Here is a 16,628-nt window from a genome sequence, read left to right on the forward strand (position 1 = left end):
TTTTATGAGAGTCTCTCCCTATCAATGAAGCAATTTCCATTATAAATTCTGATAAACGGCGACCGGTGTGGGTAAGATTCTGAGAAACTCTTTGCCGCAGGACTGACGGCACTGCCGCTGGCCATCGCCAGTGCGTCCGGGCGGAATTTTATACTAAGAGGATGCAATAAAAGTAAATTAATCTGAACCAAAGCCTGTTGATACGAGATAAACATTTTGCTCACCACAGATTAATAGTTGTGAGTCTGGCGAAAAAATGGCATTTTTTCACATCTTTAAAAAAGGCTCCCGGATATTTCCGGAGATGACCCATAACCATCACAACATCAATTATTACAGGGGGAAAGCGTTGAACGCTTCAGCCACTCATCTTCCACAAAAAAGTGCCGGTTCCGGCGTACTTTTTTTATTCAGATGTTTTCGACACTTGGCTTCGCAGTGTTGTACTCAACACTGGTCTTGTATGCCACGAAAAAGCTGGGATTTAGTGAAAACTCAGCCAACGCGATCATGGGCGTGTTCGGCGCCTTTAATTATGGTCTGCACCTGTTTGGCGGTTATCTCGGTGGCCGCTATCTGAGTAACCGCAATCTGTTCGTTATGGGAATGGTGTTGCAGGTCATCGGTTGTTATCTGATTGCCAGCGCCGGGGTCAGCGGATTGTATTGGGGTCTGGCAATGTTCCTGACCGGCAGCGGATTAAATGTGACCTGCCTTAATATGATGCTGACACAGCGATTTACCCCGGACGACCCGCGTCGTGAAAGTGCTTTCCTGTGGAACTATGCCGGGATGAACCTTGGTTTTTTCATCGGTTTTACCGTCGCGGGTTACTACCAACTGTCTGCCGATTATGAAGCCCTGTTCCTGTTTGCCACTTCCGGTAATCTGATTGCTATTCTGCTGACCTTTATCTACTGGAAACAGGTCAGGGATAAAGATACCCCGCTCAGCACGGTCAGCCCGGCCAGTTTTCGTCAGCGCCTGCTGGCCGGAATTGCCATCCTGTTGGTACTGTTGCCAATCATCAGGTTAATGCTGAGCCATGCAGGGGTCAGCAGCTATTTTGTGATTGCGATTGGTACATTGGTGTTTATCCTGTTGTGCGGCTTAGCTCTCAGACACCCGGTGGCAGAAGAGCGTTCACGGATGGGGGCTTACCTGATCCTGATGCTGGGTTCACTGGTCTTCTGGTCGCTTTATCAGTTAGCGCCAATGGGGTTAATGCTATTCTCGGAAAACAATATTAACCTGAATGTCTATGGCTGGCAGGTAGCACCACAGTGGATTCAGGACATTAATACTATCGTGATTGTTATTGGTGGCCCTCTGCTGGCGGCCGGGTTTAACCGGTTACGGGCTAAAGGCTGGAGAATCGATATTCCGTTGCAGTTTGCCAGTTCGCTGGTATTTATCGGTCTGGGTATGCTGGTGTTACCCGTCGGCATTAGCCTGGCTGGTAGCGATGGTTTAATGGCGTTTAAATGGATTGTCATCAGCTATATTCTGCAAAGCATTGCGGAACTGCTGATTTCGCCTATCGGCTACGCAATGATTGGCAAGCTGGCGCCGAAACAACACCAGGGACTGATGATGGGCAGCTGGATGATGGTGACCGGTGTCGCTTCGGTTCTCGCCGGCTATTTCTCGGGAATGATGCCACAAAATGCAGGTTCCACCCCGCTGGCCACTAACCCGGGATACAGCCATATTTTCAATATTCTCGGCTGGGGATCGGTCATTGCAGCGATTATCATCGCCTTGCTTATTCCGGTGCTTCGTCGGTTAATCAATCCACTCAGCAGCGTAAAATCCTGACGCACATTTCGGCCGGGCAGTTAACTGCCCCGGCCGGACAGATTTTACTCAACTCTGATTTTTCAGGCGCCAGCTGATATTGAGTGCTCCAGCCACCAGCATCACCAGCGCCGTCCCAATAAACACTGCCGGAGTACCCAGTTTACCGGCCACCAGCCCGCCAAACAGTGGTCCGGTCACCTGACCTATATATTGTGCTGAAGTTGAATATCCCAGTAACCGGCCCGTATTATTGGCCCCAGCATGATGACGGATAATTGCGGTGATACAGGGCAACATACCGCCCAACGCCAGCCCCATACAGAAACGCAATACCACTAACTGCCAGACCGCGGTCACAAACGCCTGCGGAATCAGTAAGATCCCGCAGACCACCAGACCGAAAGATAAAACCCGCCAGTGCCCAACTCTGTCGGCCAGTGCGCCGATGCGCGGGGCCGCTAAAATACTGCCGAGGGCAGTCGCCGCCATCACTATTCCGGCCAGCAGGGTGGCATGTTGTAACGATGAGGTAAACGTGGCGACATACAGCGTAATAATCGGTTCAACCGACATACTGGCGAACACCAGTAACATGCCAGATACCCACATAATCTTTACAGGTAACGGTATCGCCGCCGGTGTTTCTTCCACAGCACTGGCTGTTGCTCTTTTGGGTGGCTGGCGCTGTTCTTTCAGTAAGAATAAGGTGGCGAGAAAAGTGATAAAGATGATCGCACCGGTCAATAAAAAAGTCGCACGGATACCTATCCAGCCGGGTAACACGCCACCAACCAAGGGTCCTGCAATATTGCCTGCCATGACACCTGACGAAAGAATCCCGACTGCCCAGCCGGTTTTCTCCTTTGGCGTTTGTGAAGCCACTAAAATCATCGACCCGGAAGCATAGCCCCCCAGTAATCCCGCCAGTAAACGTAATGCCACCAGTTGCCAGGGTGCCGTTGCCATCCCCATCAGTGACATGGCGACAGCCATTCCAAGACTCGCACGGATCAGCATCAGTTTACGACCATATTTGTCCGCCAGACGGCCCCATAGCGGGGCCGTCAGCGCCGCTGTCAGAAAGGTCGCACCGTAGGCCACCGCTGACCAGTGTGCAATGCTGGCTTCTTCTTCTACACCGAGGGAATGAAGGTAAAGCGGCAAAAACGGTAGCAGCAGTGTCATTGCTATCAGAGTGGTGAACGAACCCAGAGTACATACCCAAAGATTGCGTCGCCAGTAAACGTGCTGTTCCGCCGCCTCACCCGAAGATCCTGTCATTGAAATTAACCTGTAGATTGTTGTGGAGATGACAGAATAACTGTCAGCGGAAAAAAGCCCTATATCCGCACGGATATTTACCTGCTGGCTCCGGATTGTTACCACACCGTAATAATCAACTGTGACTGAGTTTCCCGGTCAGCATGTCGCACAACCAGGTTACCGGCGAGGAGGGTTGTTCCGGCTGTTTAAGCAGCAGATAACTGTGATAGCTGGGTAACTGCCAGTCGGGCAATACCGGTTGTAAAACACCGTCCGTTAGCGCCCGGGACACCATATAGGAGGGCAGACAGGCAATCCCGGCACCTGCACAAGCGGCGGTAAGCAATGCCATGCTGTTATTTGCCCGAAAACGGCTGACGGCGTTAATCCCGACTCGTTTTTTTTCACGCTGAAAAGAGAGCGCCGCCTGGTGTGCTGAGCCATGAAAGGTCAGTAACTGGTGGCTGTTAAGATGCTCCGGCCGGGTGACCGGCGGATTCTGCGCCAGATACTCCCGGCTGGCATACAATCCCCAATGGATGACCGATAGCGGCCGGCACCGTTCATATTCCGGTGGACGCTGGCGTACCACAATCGCCACATCAATATCATCCCGCTCCATATCTGGCTCACGGTCACTGAGATCCAGATCGATCCGCACATGGATATGATGCTGCATAAAAGGCTGTAATACCGGCACAATACACTGACAGCCGTAAGTCACCGGAGCCATCAGCCGGACCTGACCACCCGGCTGGCTGTGCATTTGCCGGATAAAATCTTCGGCACTCTCCAGCTGCGCACTGATTCGCTCACAATAGCGATAGTACTGCTGACCACATTCGGTTACCGTCACTTTACGTGTCGTACGATGCAGCAGTTTCATGGCCAGTCGTGTTTCCAGAGCCGCGATCTCCCGGCTGACAGTGGCCGTAGAGATCCCGAGGATTTTAGCCGCCTGGCTAAAGCTTTGTTGCTCCACAACACGGGAGAAAATATACATCGCTAATAAGTTTTCACCCTGTTGCACAACCTATCCTCTTGTTAGATGCCCGTCTCAGCTCAAACGACTGACAACTTATCGTGTAAAAATACGGGTTCAATATCCACCGGAAAATTCAGTGAATTAGCAATAAAACAAGCATCGTGGGCCTTGTGATGCAGATCTGCTGCACGCGGTTGATCTTCTGGATGACGCAGGCGGATCTGTGGTCGCAGAGTCATGCGGGTAAAATGCCCGCGCACGCCCTCAACCATGGTTCCCTCAGCGTTATCCTGATACTCGTCAATAATAATTCCGGCATCAGCACAAACATGCAGATACCACAATTTATGGCAGGCAGAAGCAGAGGCCAGTAGCAATTGTTCCGGATTCCAGCGGGAAGCATCACCACGGAACGCCGGGTCTGCGCTCAAAGCAATGGGATCCCTGCCGGTGGCCTGTAAATCAGATGAGCGATCGTAAGCAGTATAGGAGGAAGTTCCCTCCCCGCGGTTCCCTGTCCATGTCACGGTGACCTGATAATGATGTTGTCTGACAGCCATCTGTAGCTCCTAACCGTTTGAAGATTTCAGGTGATAAAATGCGATTATTGTGGCAGAACCCGCCAATTATGGCGGTTTAATCATAACACTTACTTATTGCTTAACCACTGTCATAACGCAGACACGAATGTGTTCCGGCCCGTAACTGCAGGGGGAACTGGCCCTTTTTTCCGGATAAAACCGCGCCCGAAAATTATCTTCATTGGTCAGCGACTGTCCCCCACAAGTTTAGCTGGCAGACTACCGGCAGGAAAAGTTCCGTATTCTTCGCCTATTAATGTGATCATCATCACATTAATAGTGATTTAAAATGCAACAACTTTTGTCAAATGTGAATTATGTATGATTACTCGCGTATGATATCAGGCATGATCCTGCCTGACAGAGCACCGGCACGACCGGAACTATCTTTATGGTTTGATTTCTTTTTCTGCGTGGTTATTTACTCCGTCAGCGTACGGCGAGATTAGTACAAAAAGCGAGTGGTCAATATAAAATGAAATATAAATTAATGATGGTAGCAACAGTTTTAGCGGGTTCAGTCATGGGCTCGTCTTATGCCGCAGATACATCCCCGCAGTATGTTTCTGACTGGTGGCACCAAAGCGTTAACGTGGTCGGCAGTTACCACACCCGCTTCGGACCGAAAGTGAATAATGATTTATACCTCGAATACGAAGCGTTTGCCCATAAAGACTGGTTTGATTTCTATGGCTATGTCGATGTACCAAAATTCTTTGGAATCGGTAACGGGAACGATAACGGGATCTGGGACAAAGGAGTTGGTTCTCCTCTGTTTATGGAAATTGAACCCCGTTTTTCTATAGATAAGCTGACCGGGACCAGCCTGGCATTCGGCCCCTTTAAAGAGTGGTATTTTGCCAACAACTATATTTATGACATGGGTCCGAATAACGACAACCGACAGAATACCTGGTATATGGGATTAGGTACGGATATCGATACCGGCACTAAACTGGGATTGTCGTTAAACGTTTACGCTAAATATCAGTGGGAAAACTACGGTGCGGCGAATGAAAACAGCTGGGATGGCTACCGCTTTAAAATTAAATACTTCCTGCCTCTGACCACGCTTTGGGGCGGCAATTTAAGTTATATCGGATTTACCAACTTTGACTGGGATTCTGACCTGCGTGAGAAAGCAGGTCCGTCACGTTCCGGGAACTCTATTGCCTCCAGCCATATTCTTTCACTGAGCTATGATCACTGGCACTATTCTCTGGTGGCTCGTTATTTCCATAACGGCGGCCAATGGTCAGAAGGTACCAAACTTAACTTTGGCAGCGGCGATTTCAACACCCGGGCCACCGGCTGGGGATATTATGCCGTTGTCGGTTATAGTTTCTGATAAACACCTCGCTGCCACACCGCGAATGTAATTAGCCTTGTTATTCCTGCAGGAAATCTTTTTTCTGCAGGAATAAAAAACCTGATATCCCCCGCTAATTAATCATATTTAATCTCGTCTTTTTTCTTTTCTTCGACTATTCTGCTGTTTGTTCACTGCTGATCACCCCTGATATCCGATACTAATAATGTGATTCGCAGCATTGCAAATACAGTGATCCCGAGGTTAAGTTCGTTATGTCATCTACCTGTACCACGGCAGGATATTCTGCTGTTCCGCAAATTAATAATTACACCATCGCTGCCCGCATCGATGCATTACCCTCCAGCAAAAGTCTGTGGCGTTTTATTTCTCTTCTGGCACTGGGCGGTTTTTTTGAACTCTATGATTTATTCGAAACGGGATATATTAGTTCAGGTTTACTCTCTGAAAAGATATTTCATCTGGGAAAGGATGGCGTTTTCGGAATATCTGATCAGGCTGCGTTCGCTTCAGTCACTTTTCTGGGGTTATTTGTCGGCGCCAGTTTGCTGGCGAAATATGCCGATAAATTCGGCCGTCGCTTCAGCTTTATGTGTGCCCTCGCCTGGTACGGGATCTTTTCATTAGTGATGGCCTTTCAGAACAGTGCGGAAGGCATTATTTTGTGCCGCTTTCTGGTCGGGATTGGTCTGGGAGTGGAACTGGTCACTATTGATACCTATCTGGCCGAATGGATGCCGGCACATTTACGCAGCCGGGCGTTTGCCTTCTCCTTTTTTATTCAGTTTCTGTCGGTACCGGCCGTGGCGCTGATGTCGTGGTGGCTGATTCCGCAAACACTGCTGAATCTGGAAGGCTGGCGCTGGGTGATTATTGCCGGGGCGGTCTGCTCGTTAGTGATCTGGAGTATTCGCCGCAATCTGCCGGAATCGGCTCGCTGGCTGGCACAACAGGGCCGCCATCAGGAAGCTCACCAGGTGCTTAGCGCCATGGAAATACGTTGTGGGGTGACACCTCCCTCTGTGGAGCAACTGCCACAGGCAGATTTAACGGCCACTCCGCGTAAAGGGAAATTCAGCGAAATATGGGCGCCGGAATGGCGGAAAAGAACGCTGATGCTGGTGGTGATGAACTTCTTCCAGGCGATTGGTTTCTTTGGCTTTGGCAACTGGTTGCCAGCGTTGCTGTCCGGTAAGGGAACCACCCTGACCCACAGCCTGCTGTATGCATTTTTCATTACTCTGGCCTACCCGCTGGGTTCGCTGATTTGCAGCCGCTACGCCGATAAAATCGAAAATAAATGGCAGATTGTGCTGGCCTGTCTGATGACAGTGGTATTTGGGACGTTATTCGCGCTGGTGACTCAGCCGCTGCTGTTAATCGTCTGTGGTTTCCTGGTGACCTATTCCAACGCCTGGCTGACCTACAGTTACCATGCTTATCAGACCGAGATTTTCCCGACACACATCCGTGCCCGGGCAGTAGGATTCTGTTATTCCTTCAGCCGGTTATCGACGGTGTTTAGCAGCATTATGATTGGGCTGATACTTCAGTATGCCGGCAGCCAGGGGGTGATTATCTTTATCGTCCTGAGTATGCTGATAGTGATGCTGTCGGTGGGCATTTATGGTCCGAAAACCCGCGGTCTGAATCTCGAAAATATTTAATTTGTTGGCCGGCTCTCCACATATTCCCTGTGACGGAGAGCCGGACCTGACGGTTAAGGCTGCTTAGGCAATTTCTCTACTGACTCAGCCCCCATTTTTCCCTGTACATCCTCTGATTTTCTCAGCTTCGCGACCTGGTCAGCCGATACCGTCGAGGAGCTGGTATTTCCCCAGCTACTACGGATGAAGTTCACGACATTTGCCACCTGCTGATCGTTAAGCCGCCAGCCAAATGCCGGCATGGTAACCGCTGATGGCGCCCCCTGGACTCCGGGTAACGTATCTCCCGTCAGTACAATATGGATAAGTGAGGTAGGATCCTCAGCCAGCACGACCGGGTTGCCTTTCAGCGCCGGGAAGAAACGAGTATATCCGCTGCCATCGGTTTTATGGCAGGCAGCACAGCTGTCAACATACTCCGCAGCCCCGGTTTGTTGATCGTTACCCTTCCACAGGGCCTGCGAGACAGAATCATCTGCCTTAAATACCTTCTGCTGGCTATCACGCGGTGACAGCGACTTGAGATAGCGGGCTATCGCATTAATATCGTCATCACTCAGATATTGCAGGCTATGCTGAACCACATCGGTCATGCCGCCAAACACGGCGGTATGATCATTTCGTCCATAGCGCAGGAACTGAGCAATGTCGCTGGTCGACCAGCGGCCCAGACCATCACGATCGTCGCCACGCAGATTAGTGGCAGTCCAGCCATCAATGGGCGCACTGCTGCCAGAAAGATAATCTGTACCTTCGCTATTGTTCAGCGCCTTTTCCTGCATGGTGATGCTACGGGGGGTATGGCAGGCACCACAGTGGCCTAACCCTTCAACCAGATAACGCCCTCGCGCCAGCACCGGATCTTCTCCTGGCTGTGCCGTGGCTGGTTTTACCTCCGGAGCAAACATGCCCCGCCATATTGCCAGTGGCCAACGCATAGAGAGCGGCCAGGGGATATCTGTCGCGTGATTAGGTTGACTGACAGGTTTTACACCCTGCATAAAGTAGGCGTAAAGGGCATGCATATCGTCATCACTGACGACTGCATACGACGGATAAGGCATGGCCGGATATAATGTCTCACCATTTTTCGCCACACCATGACGTACTGCTTTCTGAAAATCGTCATAGGTATAATCGCCGATACCGTAAGTCTTATCGGGAGTAATATTGGTCGAATAAATCTTGCCGATAGGCGTTGCCATCGGTAATCCGCCGGCAAAAGGCTGACCGCCTTCGCTGGTATGACAGGCAACACAGTCACCCGCCCGCGCCAGATACTCGCCCCGTTTTACCAAATCCTGCCCACTGTTATCTTCGGCCATGGCAGAAAAAGCCAGTGAACCCAACACCAGCGCTAAAATGCTCTTTTTCATTTTCTGTGCCTCTTATGCCTGTACCAACGGACCCGGATTTTTCAGGTAAACTTCCCGGATGGTTTTGGCTGACCAATAGGTCAGTGCTGCCACCATCCCGGTCGGGTTATAACCTAACCCCTGCGGGAACGCAGAAGCCCCGGGTACAAACACGTTCGACACATCCCAACTTTGCAGATAGCGGTTGATAGCACTGGTTTTCGGATCCTCACCCATGATGGCACCACCATTCATATGGGTCGTCTGATACACCGTGGTATCAAAATGCGTACCCGGAGTCTTAGGCCCCCCCATAATCATTTTCGGATTCATGGCCTGTGCAATGTTGTGCATTTTCGACACCATAAACTGCGACATTTTGATGTCATTCTCTTGCCAGTCAAAAGTCATGCGCAGCAAGGGTTGTCCGTGGACATCCTTATAGTTCGGATCCAGGTCAAGATAGTTGGTACGGTAAGACTGGTGGGCGCCATGCGCATCCATCGAGACATGATGCGTATAGGTATCAGCAACGGCAGCTTTCCATTCACTGCCCCAGGCCGGTGTCCCGGTGGGTACCGGCAGCCCGGAGATAGGTTTAACCCCCGCCTGGTTTACCCATAACGGCGATCCCCCGACAAAACCGTATGGACCATGGTCGAAGTTATCGGCGTTAAAGTCATCCACCCCAACACCCGCGCCACCGGCCCCGATAAACGGATTAGTGGTAATATTTTTGTCAAACAAGGCTTTCAAAGTAGAGATATTCTGATAAGCAAAGTTACGCCCTACCACCCCTTCGTTGGTCACCGGGTTATAGGGTTTACCGATGCCTGAAAGCAGCATCAGATGGACATTGTGAAACTGGAACGCAGACAAAATGACCAGATCAGCGGGCTGTTCAAACTCGCGTCCACTGGCATCGACGTAGGTGACCCCGGTCGCGCGTTTTTTATCGTCGGTCAGATTGACCCGCAGCACATAGGAATCATTACGTAATTCGAATTTAGGTTCCTGACGTAAAGCCGGCAGTATATTGACGTTCGGCGAGGCCTTTGAATACATATAGCAGGCGTAACCACTGCAATATCCGCAGAAATTACACGGCCCCATCTGAGCGCCATAAGTATTGGTGTAAGGACCTGAGGTATTCGCGGATGGCATATCATACGGGTGATAGCCTACAGACTCCGCCGCTTCGGCGAACAATTGTGCCGAATAAGTCCGTTTTTGTGCCTTCAGAGGAAAGTCGCTGGAGCGATCAGGGGCAAACGGGTTCCCTCCTTTGCCCTTTCCAACCAGCTTACCTTTTACCGTCCAGGCCGTTCCGGAAGTCCCAAAAACTTTTTCGGCCTGGTCAAAGAACGGCTCCAGTTCATCGTAACTGACACCAAAATCCTGGATGGTCATCCCCTCCGGGATAAAGTCTTTACCATAACGCTCTTCATAATGGCTACGCAGCCGAAGTTCAGCCGGGTCAACCCGAAAATGAACCCCGGACCAGTGCAGTCCGGCACCACCGGTACCGGTTCCAGGCAGGAACGCATTTAACTGACGATAGGGTACGGCAGTCTGTGATGGATTGTGGCGAACAGTGACCGTGCTTTTCGATAAATCCTGGAACAGCTTCTTACGGATGTTGTAAGTCAACTCATCAATAGACTGCGGGTAAGCGCCGTCCGGATAAGTATCACGCTGTGGGCCACGCTCCAGTGCGACAACATTCAATCCGGCTTCTGTCAGTTCTTTTGCCATAATCGCCCCGGCCCAGCCGAAACCTACAATCACAGCATCTGTTTTTTTCATTACACTGGCCATTTTTATGCCCTTTCTCCGCGAATTGATACCGGTGGGAATGGATAATGTTCACCACGTTCGACCCAGTCCATAAAGTCAGCCCGGGCACCAGGGAAACCAATCAGTTTCCAGCCAGTCATTCCCTGGTTACCGCCGTGAATGGGATCGCTGAAGAAACCTTCGCGGGTGTTCTGCAATAAATATGAAAAAAACAGGGTGGCAGGAAGCCGGGTAAATTTCGCCTGACCAGATTCAAAGGCTTTCAGCGCAGAGATCTGCTGATCGTCGCTCAGCTCAGCAAACACATGACCGTATTGCTGTTTACAGTAATTGTCGGCGTCTTCCAGGCCCAGCCGGTAAATTTGTCTTGGTACCAGCGGCAACTGATAACCCAGTTCTTTCGGAGTATCCGGAGCAAATGGCCCCTGCATATACCAGTTTGAACCAGTGGCATAAGGCGTATCCATTTGCCGGTCGATATATTCAGGCACACCGGCTTCCAGTGCGCCTGGCCCGCGGGAGTCCGCAGGAATTAATCTGGCCACAGCCGCGCTGATAAACGCAAACTCTTCTTTGGTGAACCAGGCAGGCTGGTAGTCACGGGCCTTTTGTGGGCCGTTGGATTGAGTACCGGCAGCCTGAGCTGCCGGGCTAAGTGCAAGTGAACCAATAGCAGTGCTTCCGACAGCCATTGCAGGAGCTAAAGTGATCGTTTTTAGTAAAAAATCCCTGCGAGACTGCCCTTTGATCTGTTCTGACATGACATTGCCTCAGTACCGCATATAATGCAGCATGAAATGTTAAACTTTATAAGATGTTTATTTTGTTCCCGGATAAGTAACAAGCAGGTGTTACCGGTAACAATTCATTTTATTCTACACCTGTTATCACAAAGGTTCAGTAGAAAAAAACATCAATCGCCATTTTTATTAACAATTTCACCCAGGCTGCAGGAGAAGCAGCGGGCAACACTCAGGGTTTGTCACTGTCAGAAACATCCTTCAACAGACAGTTAACAGGCTTTAACGCTATAACAGGATGTGACTATTTAACGGAGTTGCTATGTTTAAAAGTTTTTTTCCACGCCCGGGGCTGTTTTTCGCCAGCGCCGCCATCTGGAGCCTGGTGACCATCCTGGTCTGGTTCTTTTTCGGGGAGCATGCGCTCGAGAGGATTCCGGCATTAGCCAAAGCGGCCAGTAGCCCGCTGCCAACGACCGTATCCCGGTTTATTCATCTGTCACAGGTCTGGTTTTATCTCTATTTCTGGATAGCGACGGCACTGTTTGCTCTGTGCTGGCGGGTGATTGATAACCATCCCTGGCAGTTATGGTCAGTCTGGGGCTCTGCACTGATCATTTTCACCTCCTGGTTCAATGTGCAGGTCGGAGTGGCTATCAACGCCTGGTACGGCCCCTTTGGTGATTTGATTCAAAAAGCCCTGACTAAAGCCGGTTCAGTGCCAATCACCGTATTCTATTCGGAGGTGATTGCTTTCCTGGGCATAGCACTGGTGGCGGTGGTGATTGGGGTGATGAACTCCTTCTTTATCAGCCACTGGGTGTTCCGCTGGCGTACCGCCATGAACAACTACTACATGGCCAACTGGCAGCGTCTGCGTCAGGTAGAAGGTGCGGCACAGCGGGTTCAGGAAGACACCATGCGTTTTGCCAGTACCCTGGAAGACTGGGGGGTCAGCTTTATTCAGGCGATTATGACGCTGATAGCCTTCCTGCCGGTGCTGGTCTCCCTGTCTCATTATGTTAAAGATGTGCCGATTGTCGGTAATATTCCGTATGCATTGGTGATTATCGCGTTGCTGTGGTCACTGTTTGGTACGGCATTACTGGCGCTGGTCGGGATTAAATTACCGGGTCTGGAGTTTCGTAATCAACGGGTTGAGGCCGCGTATCGTAAAGAGCTGGTTTACGGCGAAGATGATGCTGAACGAGCCTCTCCGGCGACGGTTCATGACCTGTTTAGCCGGGTCAGATACAACTACTTCCGGCTCTATTTCCACTACCTGTATTTCAACATTACCCGCATCCTCTATCTGCAGGTTGATAACGTATTTGGTCTGTTCGTTCTGTTCCCGTCAATTGTTGCCGGAACCATTACACTGGGAATAATGAACCAGGTATCGAATGTGTTTGAGCAGGTCCGCTCTTCCTTCCAGTATCTGATCACTTCCTGGTCAACGCTGGTTGAACTGATGTCTATCTATAAACGTCTGAGAAGTTTTGAGCAAATCCTGCAGGATAAACCTCATGACGAAATGATGCACGACGCGGCAGATTAACAGGCACACCGACAGGTTTCTGCGTTATGCAGAGGCCTGTCTCCCCTTCTGGCAGACGCATTCATTTTTAATTCATAAAGCAGGTGCACAATACCCCGCTAATATTCACGATGGTCAGGGAATTTCATGGGTATAGTGACTGCATCTGCTGAAGTATTGCGGTCACCTTGCTTGTACCACCAGTGAACGTTTGCAGAGACGAATTGATTAAGAATGGAACCTAAAAATGAAAAAAACCGGATTATCCTGCCTGATGCTACTGCTGACCGGCGTAGTATCAGCACACTGTATGGCTGCGGACACGGCCAGCATCAAACAACTCCTCGTCAGCCAGATCCATCCTACCCAGCCGGCGGTAGGGTATGATGAGATTCTTTATAAGGTGGCGAAATACCAGGCTAACCCAGGTGAGTTATTTGACAGTTTCTGCGAAGAAAATGGGGCCGGTAAAGCCAGCCATTACGATAGCCAGTCGCGAATCACCCAACCTGCGAGTTTTACCTGCCAGTCAGCCTACGGGACTTACCCGGAGGCGATAAAAAGTGCGGTTATTGCCCCGAATCATCAGGTTTATCTGACTGATGGCCACCATACGGTCAGTGTTTACCGTGATATCGCCCGGGACCAGGACTTCACCTACAGTGTGCGGATCACCAATGATCTGAGCTCGCTGCCAGACATGGCGGCCTTCTGGACCTGGATGCAGCAACATAACCTGACCTGGCTGAAAGATCCGGCAGGCAACGCGGTGACTCCGGCGAATCTGCCGGCGCAGGTCGGAATGAAATTTATGGCGAATGATACCTATCGGTCTGTGCTTTATTTCCTGCGGTCCGTCTCTTATCAGAAACCGAAGGATGCACCGCCATTTCTGGAGTTCTATTTAGGCGACTGGTTGCGTCATCATCAGCCTGCCAGCCAGGATGAATTAACCACCAAGGCAGGGTATGCCGCCTATCTTGCCCGGGCAGCGAAAGCGATGGTTGCCGCAGATGGCAGCCAGCATACCACCAGCGATGCCTCATCACCTACGCTGGATCAGTTGGGTAAACTGGATAAGGTAAACCAGAAAAAACTGGATAAACTGAGCCAACCTGGCGGGAAACTGTCGGTGCTGTTTAGTTCGGCGGTCACTAAATCTTAAACCGCATTCAGAGTCAACTCTGAAGCGCCTGAGCAGGCAAGGGAGCAGGGACGCTCCCTCTGCATTCCCCTTCAGCCGGGGAATGCAGTACCATTGGCTGAATCTTACTTCTTTCCTTGTCGTCTCATCAGCCCGTTTTCGGTTACAGACTAATACGCATCACTTCATCCGGTGCAGTGGCAGGCTTCTGACGTGTCGCCGGTTGTTTCACCGAAACAAACAGAGTTTTACCATCCGCGGACAGCGCCAGACTGTTTGGCAGCCCCGGAGCTTTGATGGTCTGTTTCACCGAATAATCTTTGGCATTAACAATACTGACAGTACCGGCCTTCCGGTGAGTGACATATAACTCGTCACGGGAAGGATTAAATAATACCGACAGTGATTCAGGTACGTCGACAGTATGAATCAGTTTGTCTGTACGTGTATCCACCACCAGTACTCCGGCCTGTTTGAAGTCAGAAATAAACAGCCGGTGCCCTGCTTTATCCAGCGTGATATTCAGCAATGCACTGTCACCGTTTTCGACCAGCTTAACCCGTTTTTCGATGGCATTGGTATGGGTGTTGATCACCAACAACTCGCCATCACCGTTAGAGATGTACAGAGTATGGTTATCGCTGTCGAGCGCGATGCCTGTAGCAATTTTCCCGGTATGCTCAATAGTATTTAGCAGAGTCAGGTTTTTCGCATCAACCACCCAGACAACCCCGTCCCCCCGACCCCCGGAACATACAGACGCTGACTAGCCGCATCAAACACAATTTCACGAACTGCCAACGGGCGAACGGTTTCACTGCGCTGACGGCTATCCAGTACCAGGTGTTTAATTTCAGCACCGGTTTTGGCATTCATCGAGGTGATGGCATTTTCACGGCTGTTCCCCAGGAACAACACGTTATTCTGAGCATCCAGGGCGATACCGAAAGGTTTGTACTGGTTTTTCAGTGCCTGCACGGTATGCAAATCTTTCGGGTCCAGCTGATACACCACCCCGCCTTTGTCATCCCGGCCCTGGGAGCTGGCGACAAATAAGGCATTATCCGGCTGGCTGTACGCCAGTTCATATAAACCACTGCCTACCGGCTGATGAATAGCCGTAGCTTCAGCAGCAAAGGTCTGGGCAGAAAACAGCGCGGTAACCAGTACCAGTGGACGGAAAAAAGCAGAATGAGAACTAAGCATTTAGGTGACTTCTCCAGAGTAAGAAACTGCACATAACCGTAAATATCGACGAATCAAAGATTCGTGATGCAATAACCTGAGAGGAAAGTAAAATGAGTTTCCATATGATAAGAATAATCATTTACATCTAAAATGGATAGTATTTTATCAAACCTCACCCTGATAACACGGAGTCAGTAAGCACTGACTCCGTGTTATCAGGAGAAACTCTGTGAAGAAGCTGCTTAGTGATTTACTGAAGCGGCAAGTGCCTGACGAATAAACCCGCGATGTTGCTCTAACAGGGCTGTCGCCTGAACGGCATCCAGATCTGCCAGCAACATCACGATGGCAGTTTTACAGTGTCCGTGACAGGCATTCAGTGCCTGTTCAGCCGTGGCTGCATCACAGTCAGTGGCCTGCATCACAATATTAATCTGTCGCTTCACCAGTTTATGATTTGTGGCTTCGACATCGACCATCAGATTGCCAAAAACCTTGCCGCTACGGATCATCGCTCCCGTGGTCAGCATATTCAGTACCATCTTTTGTGCAGTGCCGGCTTTCAGACGTGAAGACCCCGTGATCACCTCGGGTCCTACCACAGGCGTCAATGCGATGGCCGCTTTGGCCGCCATTTCCCCCTGCGGATTGCAGCTAAGCGCAATCACCACCGCCCCGCATTGCTCAGCATATTCCATCGCCCCCAGCACATAAGGGGTACGTCCACTGGCGGCAATCCCGACCAGGATATCCCCGGCACTGAAATCCACATTCTGCAAATCGATTGCGCCCTGCTGACAATTATCTTCGGCGTTTTCTACCGCCTGAAGAATCGCGCGGTGTCCACCCGCAATCAGCCCTTGCACCTGTTCAGGCGGGGAACCGAAGGTTGGCGGGCACTCACTGGCATCCAGAATTCCCAGCCGCCCGGAAGTTCCGGCGCCACAGTAAATCAACCGCCCTCCCGCGGCAAAGGCTGCAGTAATGGCATCCACCGCTCTGGCAATCTGCGGCAAAATAGCTTCCACAGCCAGGGCGACTTTCTGGTCTTCCTGATTGATCACCGTCAGCATCTGTTCTGTTGTCAGTTGATCGATAGTGTCACTGGCAGGATTACGGCCTTCCGTAATCATCTTATTCAGGTCAAGCGTCATATCCGTTACCTGTTCTGTGGTAAGTTAGGCTGCATCATAGAACATGCCGCGCAGAGGGGAAAGTGCAGGACGGGCTGGAATAATTTC

12 protein-coding genes and 1 pseudogene are annotated in these 16,628 nt (G+C 50.7%); 5 read left to right on the top strand and 8 right to left on the bottom strand.

The features are described from left to right. Positions 1 to 408 precede the first annotated feature (408 nt). The gene (locus tag HA49_RS16105; protein ID WP_046791878.1) at positions 409 to 1,818 is read left to right on the top strand and encodes a peptide MFS transporter; all 1,410 of its coding nucleotides are present in this window, start codon (positions 409 to 411) and stop codon (positions 1,816 to 1,818) included. Positions 1,819 to 1,866: 48 nt separating this feature from the next. Here HA49_RS16105 and HA49_RS16110 read toward each other — a convergent pair whose 3' ends face one another. From HA49_RS16110 to HA49_RS16120, 3 genes are all read right to left on the bottom strand, one after another. Then, entirely contained in the window at positions 1,867 to 3,081 is a 1,215-nt protein-coding gene (locus HA49_RS16110; protein ID WP_038023724.1) for an MFS transporter, read from the bottom strand. Positions 3,082 to 3,196: 115 nt separating this feature from the next. Then, positions 3,197 to 4,093: a LysR family transcriptional regulator gene (locus HA49_RS16115; RefSeq protein WP_038023728.1), complete on the bottom strand. Its 897-nt coding sequence runs from the start codon at positions 4,091 to 4,093 to the stop codon at positions 3,197 to 3,199. A 32-nt stretch (positions 4,094 to 4,125) separates the two neighbouring features. Then, positions 4,126 to 4,608: an OsmC family protein gene (locus HA49_RS16120; protein ID WP_038023730.1), complete on the bottom strand. Its 483-nt coding sequence runs from the start codon at positions 4,606 to 4,608 to the stop codon at positions 4,126 to 4,128. Positions 4,609 to 5,104: 496 nt separating this feature from the next. On the opposite strand from HA49_RS16120, the gene HA49_RS16125 reads away from it, so the two are divergent. Both HA49_RS16125 and HA49_RS16130 read left to right on the top strand, forming a co-directional pair. Next, a complete protein-coding gene (locus HA49_RS16125; protein ID WP_038023733.1) occupies positions 5,105 to 5,977 on the top strand; it encodes a nucleoside-specific channel-forming protein Tsx in 873 nt (290 codons plus the stop codon). Between the two features lie 236 nt (positions 5,978 to 6,213). Then, positions 6,214 to 7,626 (top strand): MFS transporter, encoded by a 1,413-nt coding sequence (locus tag HA49_RS16130; protein ID WP_038023736.1) that lies wholly within the window; start codon positions 6,214 to 6,216, stop codon positions 7,624 to 7,626. A gap of 53 nt (positions 7,627 to 7,679) precedes the next feature. On the opposite strand, the gene HA49_RS16135 is transcribed toward HA49_RS16130, so the two are convergent. The 3 genes from HA49_RS16135 to HA49_RS16145 are packed head-to-tail and all read right to left on the bottom strand — an operon-like array spanning position 7,680 to position 11,539. Beyond that, a complete protein-coding gene (locus tag HA49_RS16135) occupies positions 7,680 to 9,002 on the bottom strand; it encodes a c-type cytochrome (RefSeq protein ID WP_038023739.1) in 1,323 nt (440 codons plus the stop codon). Positions 9,003 to 9,014: 12 nt separating this feature from the next. Then, positions 9,015 to 10,799, bottom strand: a complete 1,785-nt coding sequence (locus HA49_RS16140; RefSeq protein ID WP_038023741.1) for a GMC family oxidoreductase — start codon at positions 10,797 to 10,799, stop codon at positions 9,015 to 9,017. A gap of 2 nt (positions 10,800 to 10,801) precedes the next feature. After that, on the bottom strand, positions 10,802 to 11,539 hold the full coding sequence (locus HA49_RS16145) for a gluconate 2-dehydrogenase subunit 3 family protein (RefSeq protein ID WP_038023744.1): 738 nt from the start codon (positions 11,537 to 11,539) through the stop codon (positions 10,802 to 10,804). 301 nt (positions 11,540 to 11,840) lie between these two features. Between HA49_RS16145 and sbmA the strand changes: the two genes are divergently transcribed. Both sbmA and HA49_RS16155 read left to right on the top strand, forming a co-directional pair. Further along, positions 11,841 to 13,076, top strand: coding sequence for a peptide antibiotic transporter SbmA (gene sbmA / locus HA49_RS16150; RefSeq protein WP_038023747.1), 1,236 nt, complete (start codon positions 11,841 to 11,843; stop codon positions 13,074 to 13,076). 226 nt (positions 13,077 to 13,302) lie between these two features. Beyond that, a complete protein-coding gene (locus HA49_RS16155; protein ID WP_038023750.1) occupies positions 13,303 to 14,220 on the top strand; it encodes a ParB/Srx family N-terminal domain-containing protein in 918 nt (305 codons plus the stop codon). A gap of 142 nt (positions 14,221 to 14,362) precedes the next feature. On the opposite strand, the pseudogene yncE reads toward HA49_RS16155, so the two are convergent. After that, a pseudogene (yncE, locus tag HA49_RS16160) lies at positions 14,363 to 15,405 on the bottom strand (7-bladed beta-propeller protein YncE). Between the two features lie 224 nt (positions 15,406 to 15,629). Further along, positions 15,630 to 16,541, bottom strand: a complete 912-nt coding sequence (murQ, locus tag HA49_RS16165) for an N-acetylmuramic acid 6-phosphate etherase (RefSeq protein WP_038023755.1) — start codon at positions 16,539 to 16,541, stop codon at positions 15,630 to 15,632. Positions 16,542 to 16,628: the final 87 nt, after the last annotated feature.

It is taken from the genome of Tatumella morbirosei (assembly GCF_000757425.2).
In the GTDB taxonomy this organism is placed as follows: Bacteria; Pseudomonadota; Gammaproteobacteria; order Enterobacterales; family Enterobacteriaceae; genus Tatumella; species Tatumella morbirosei.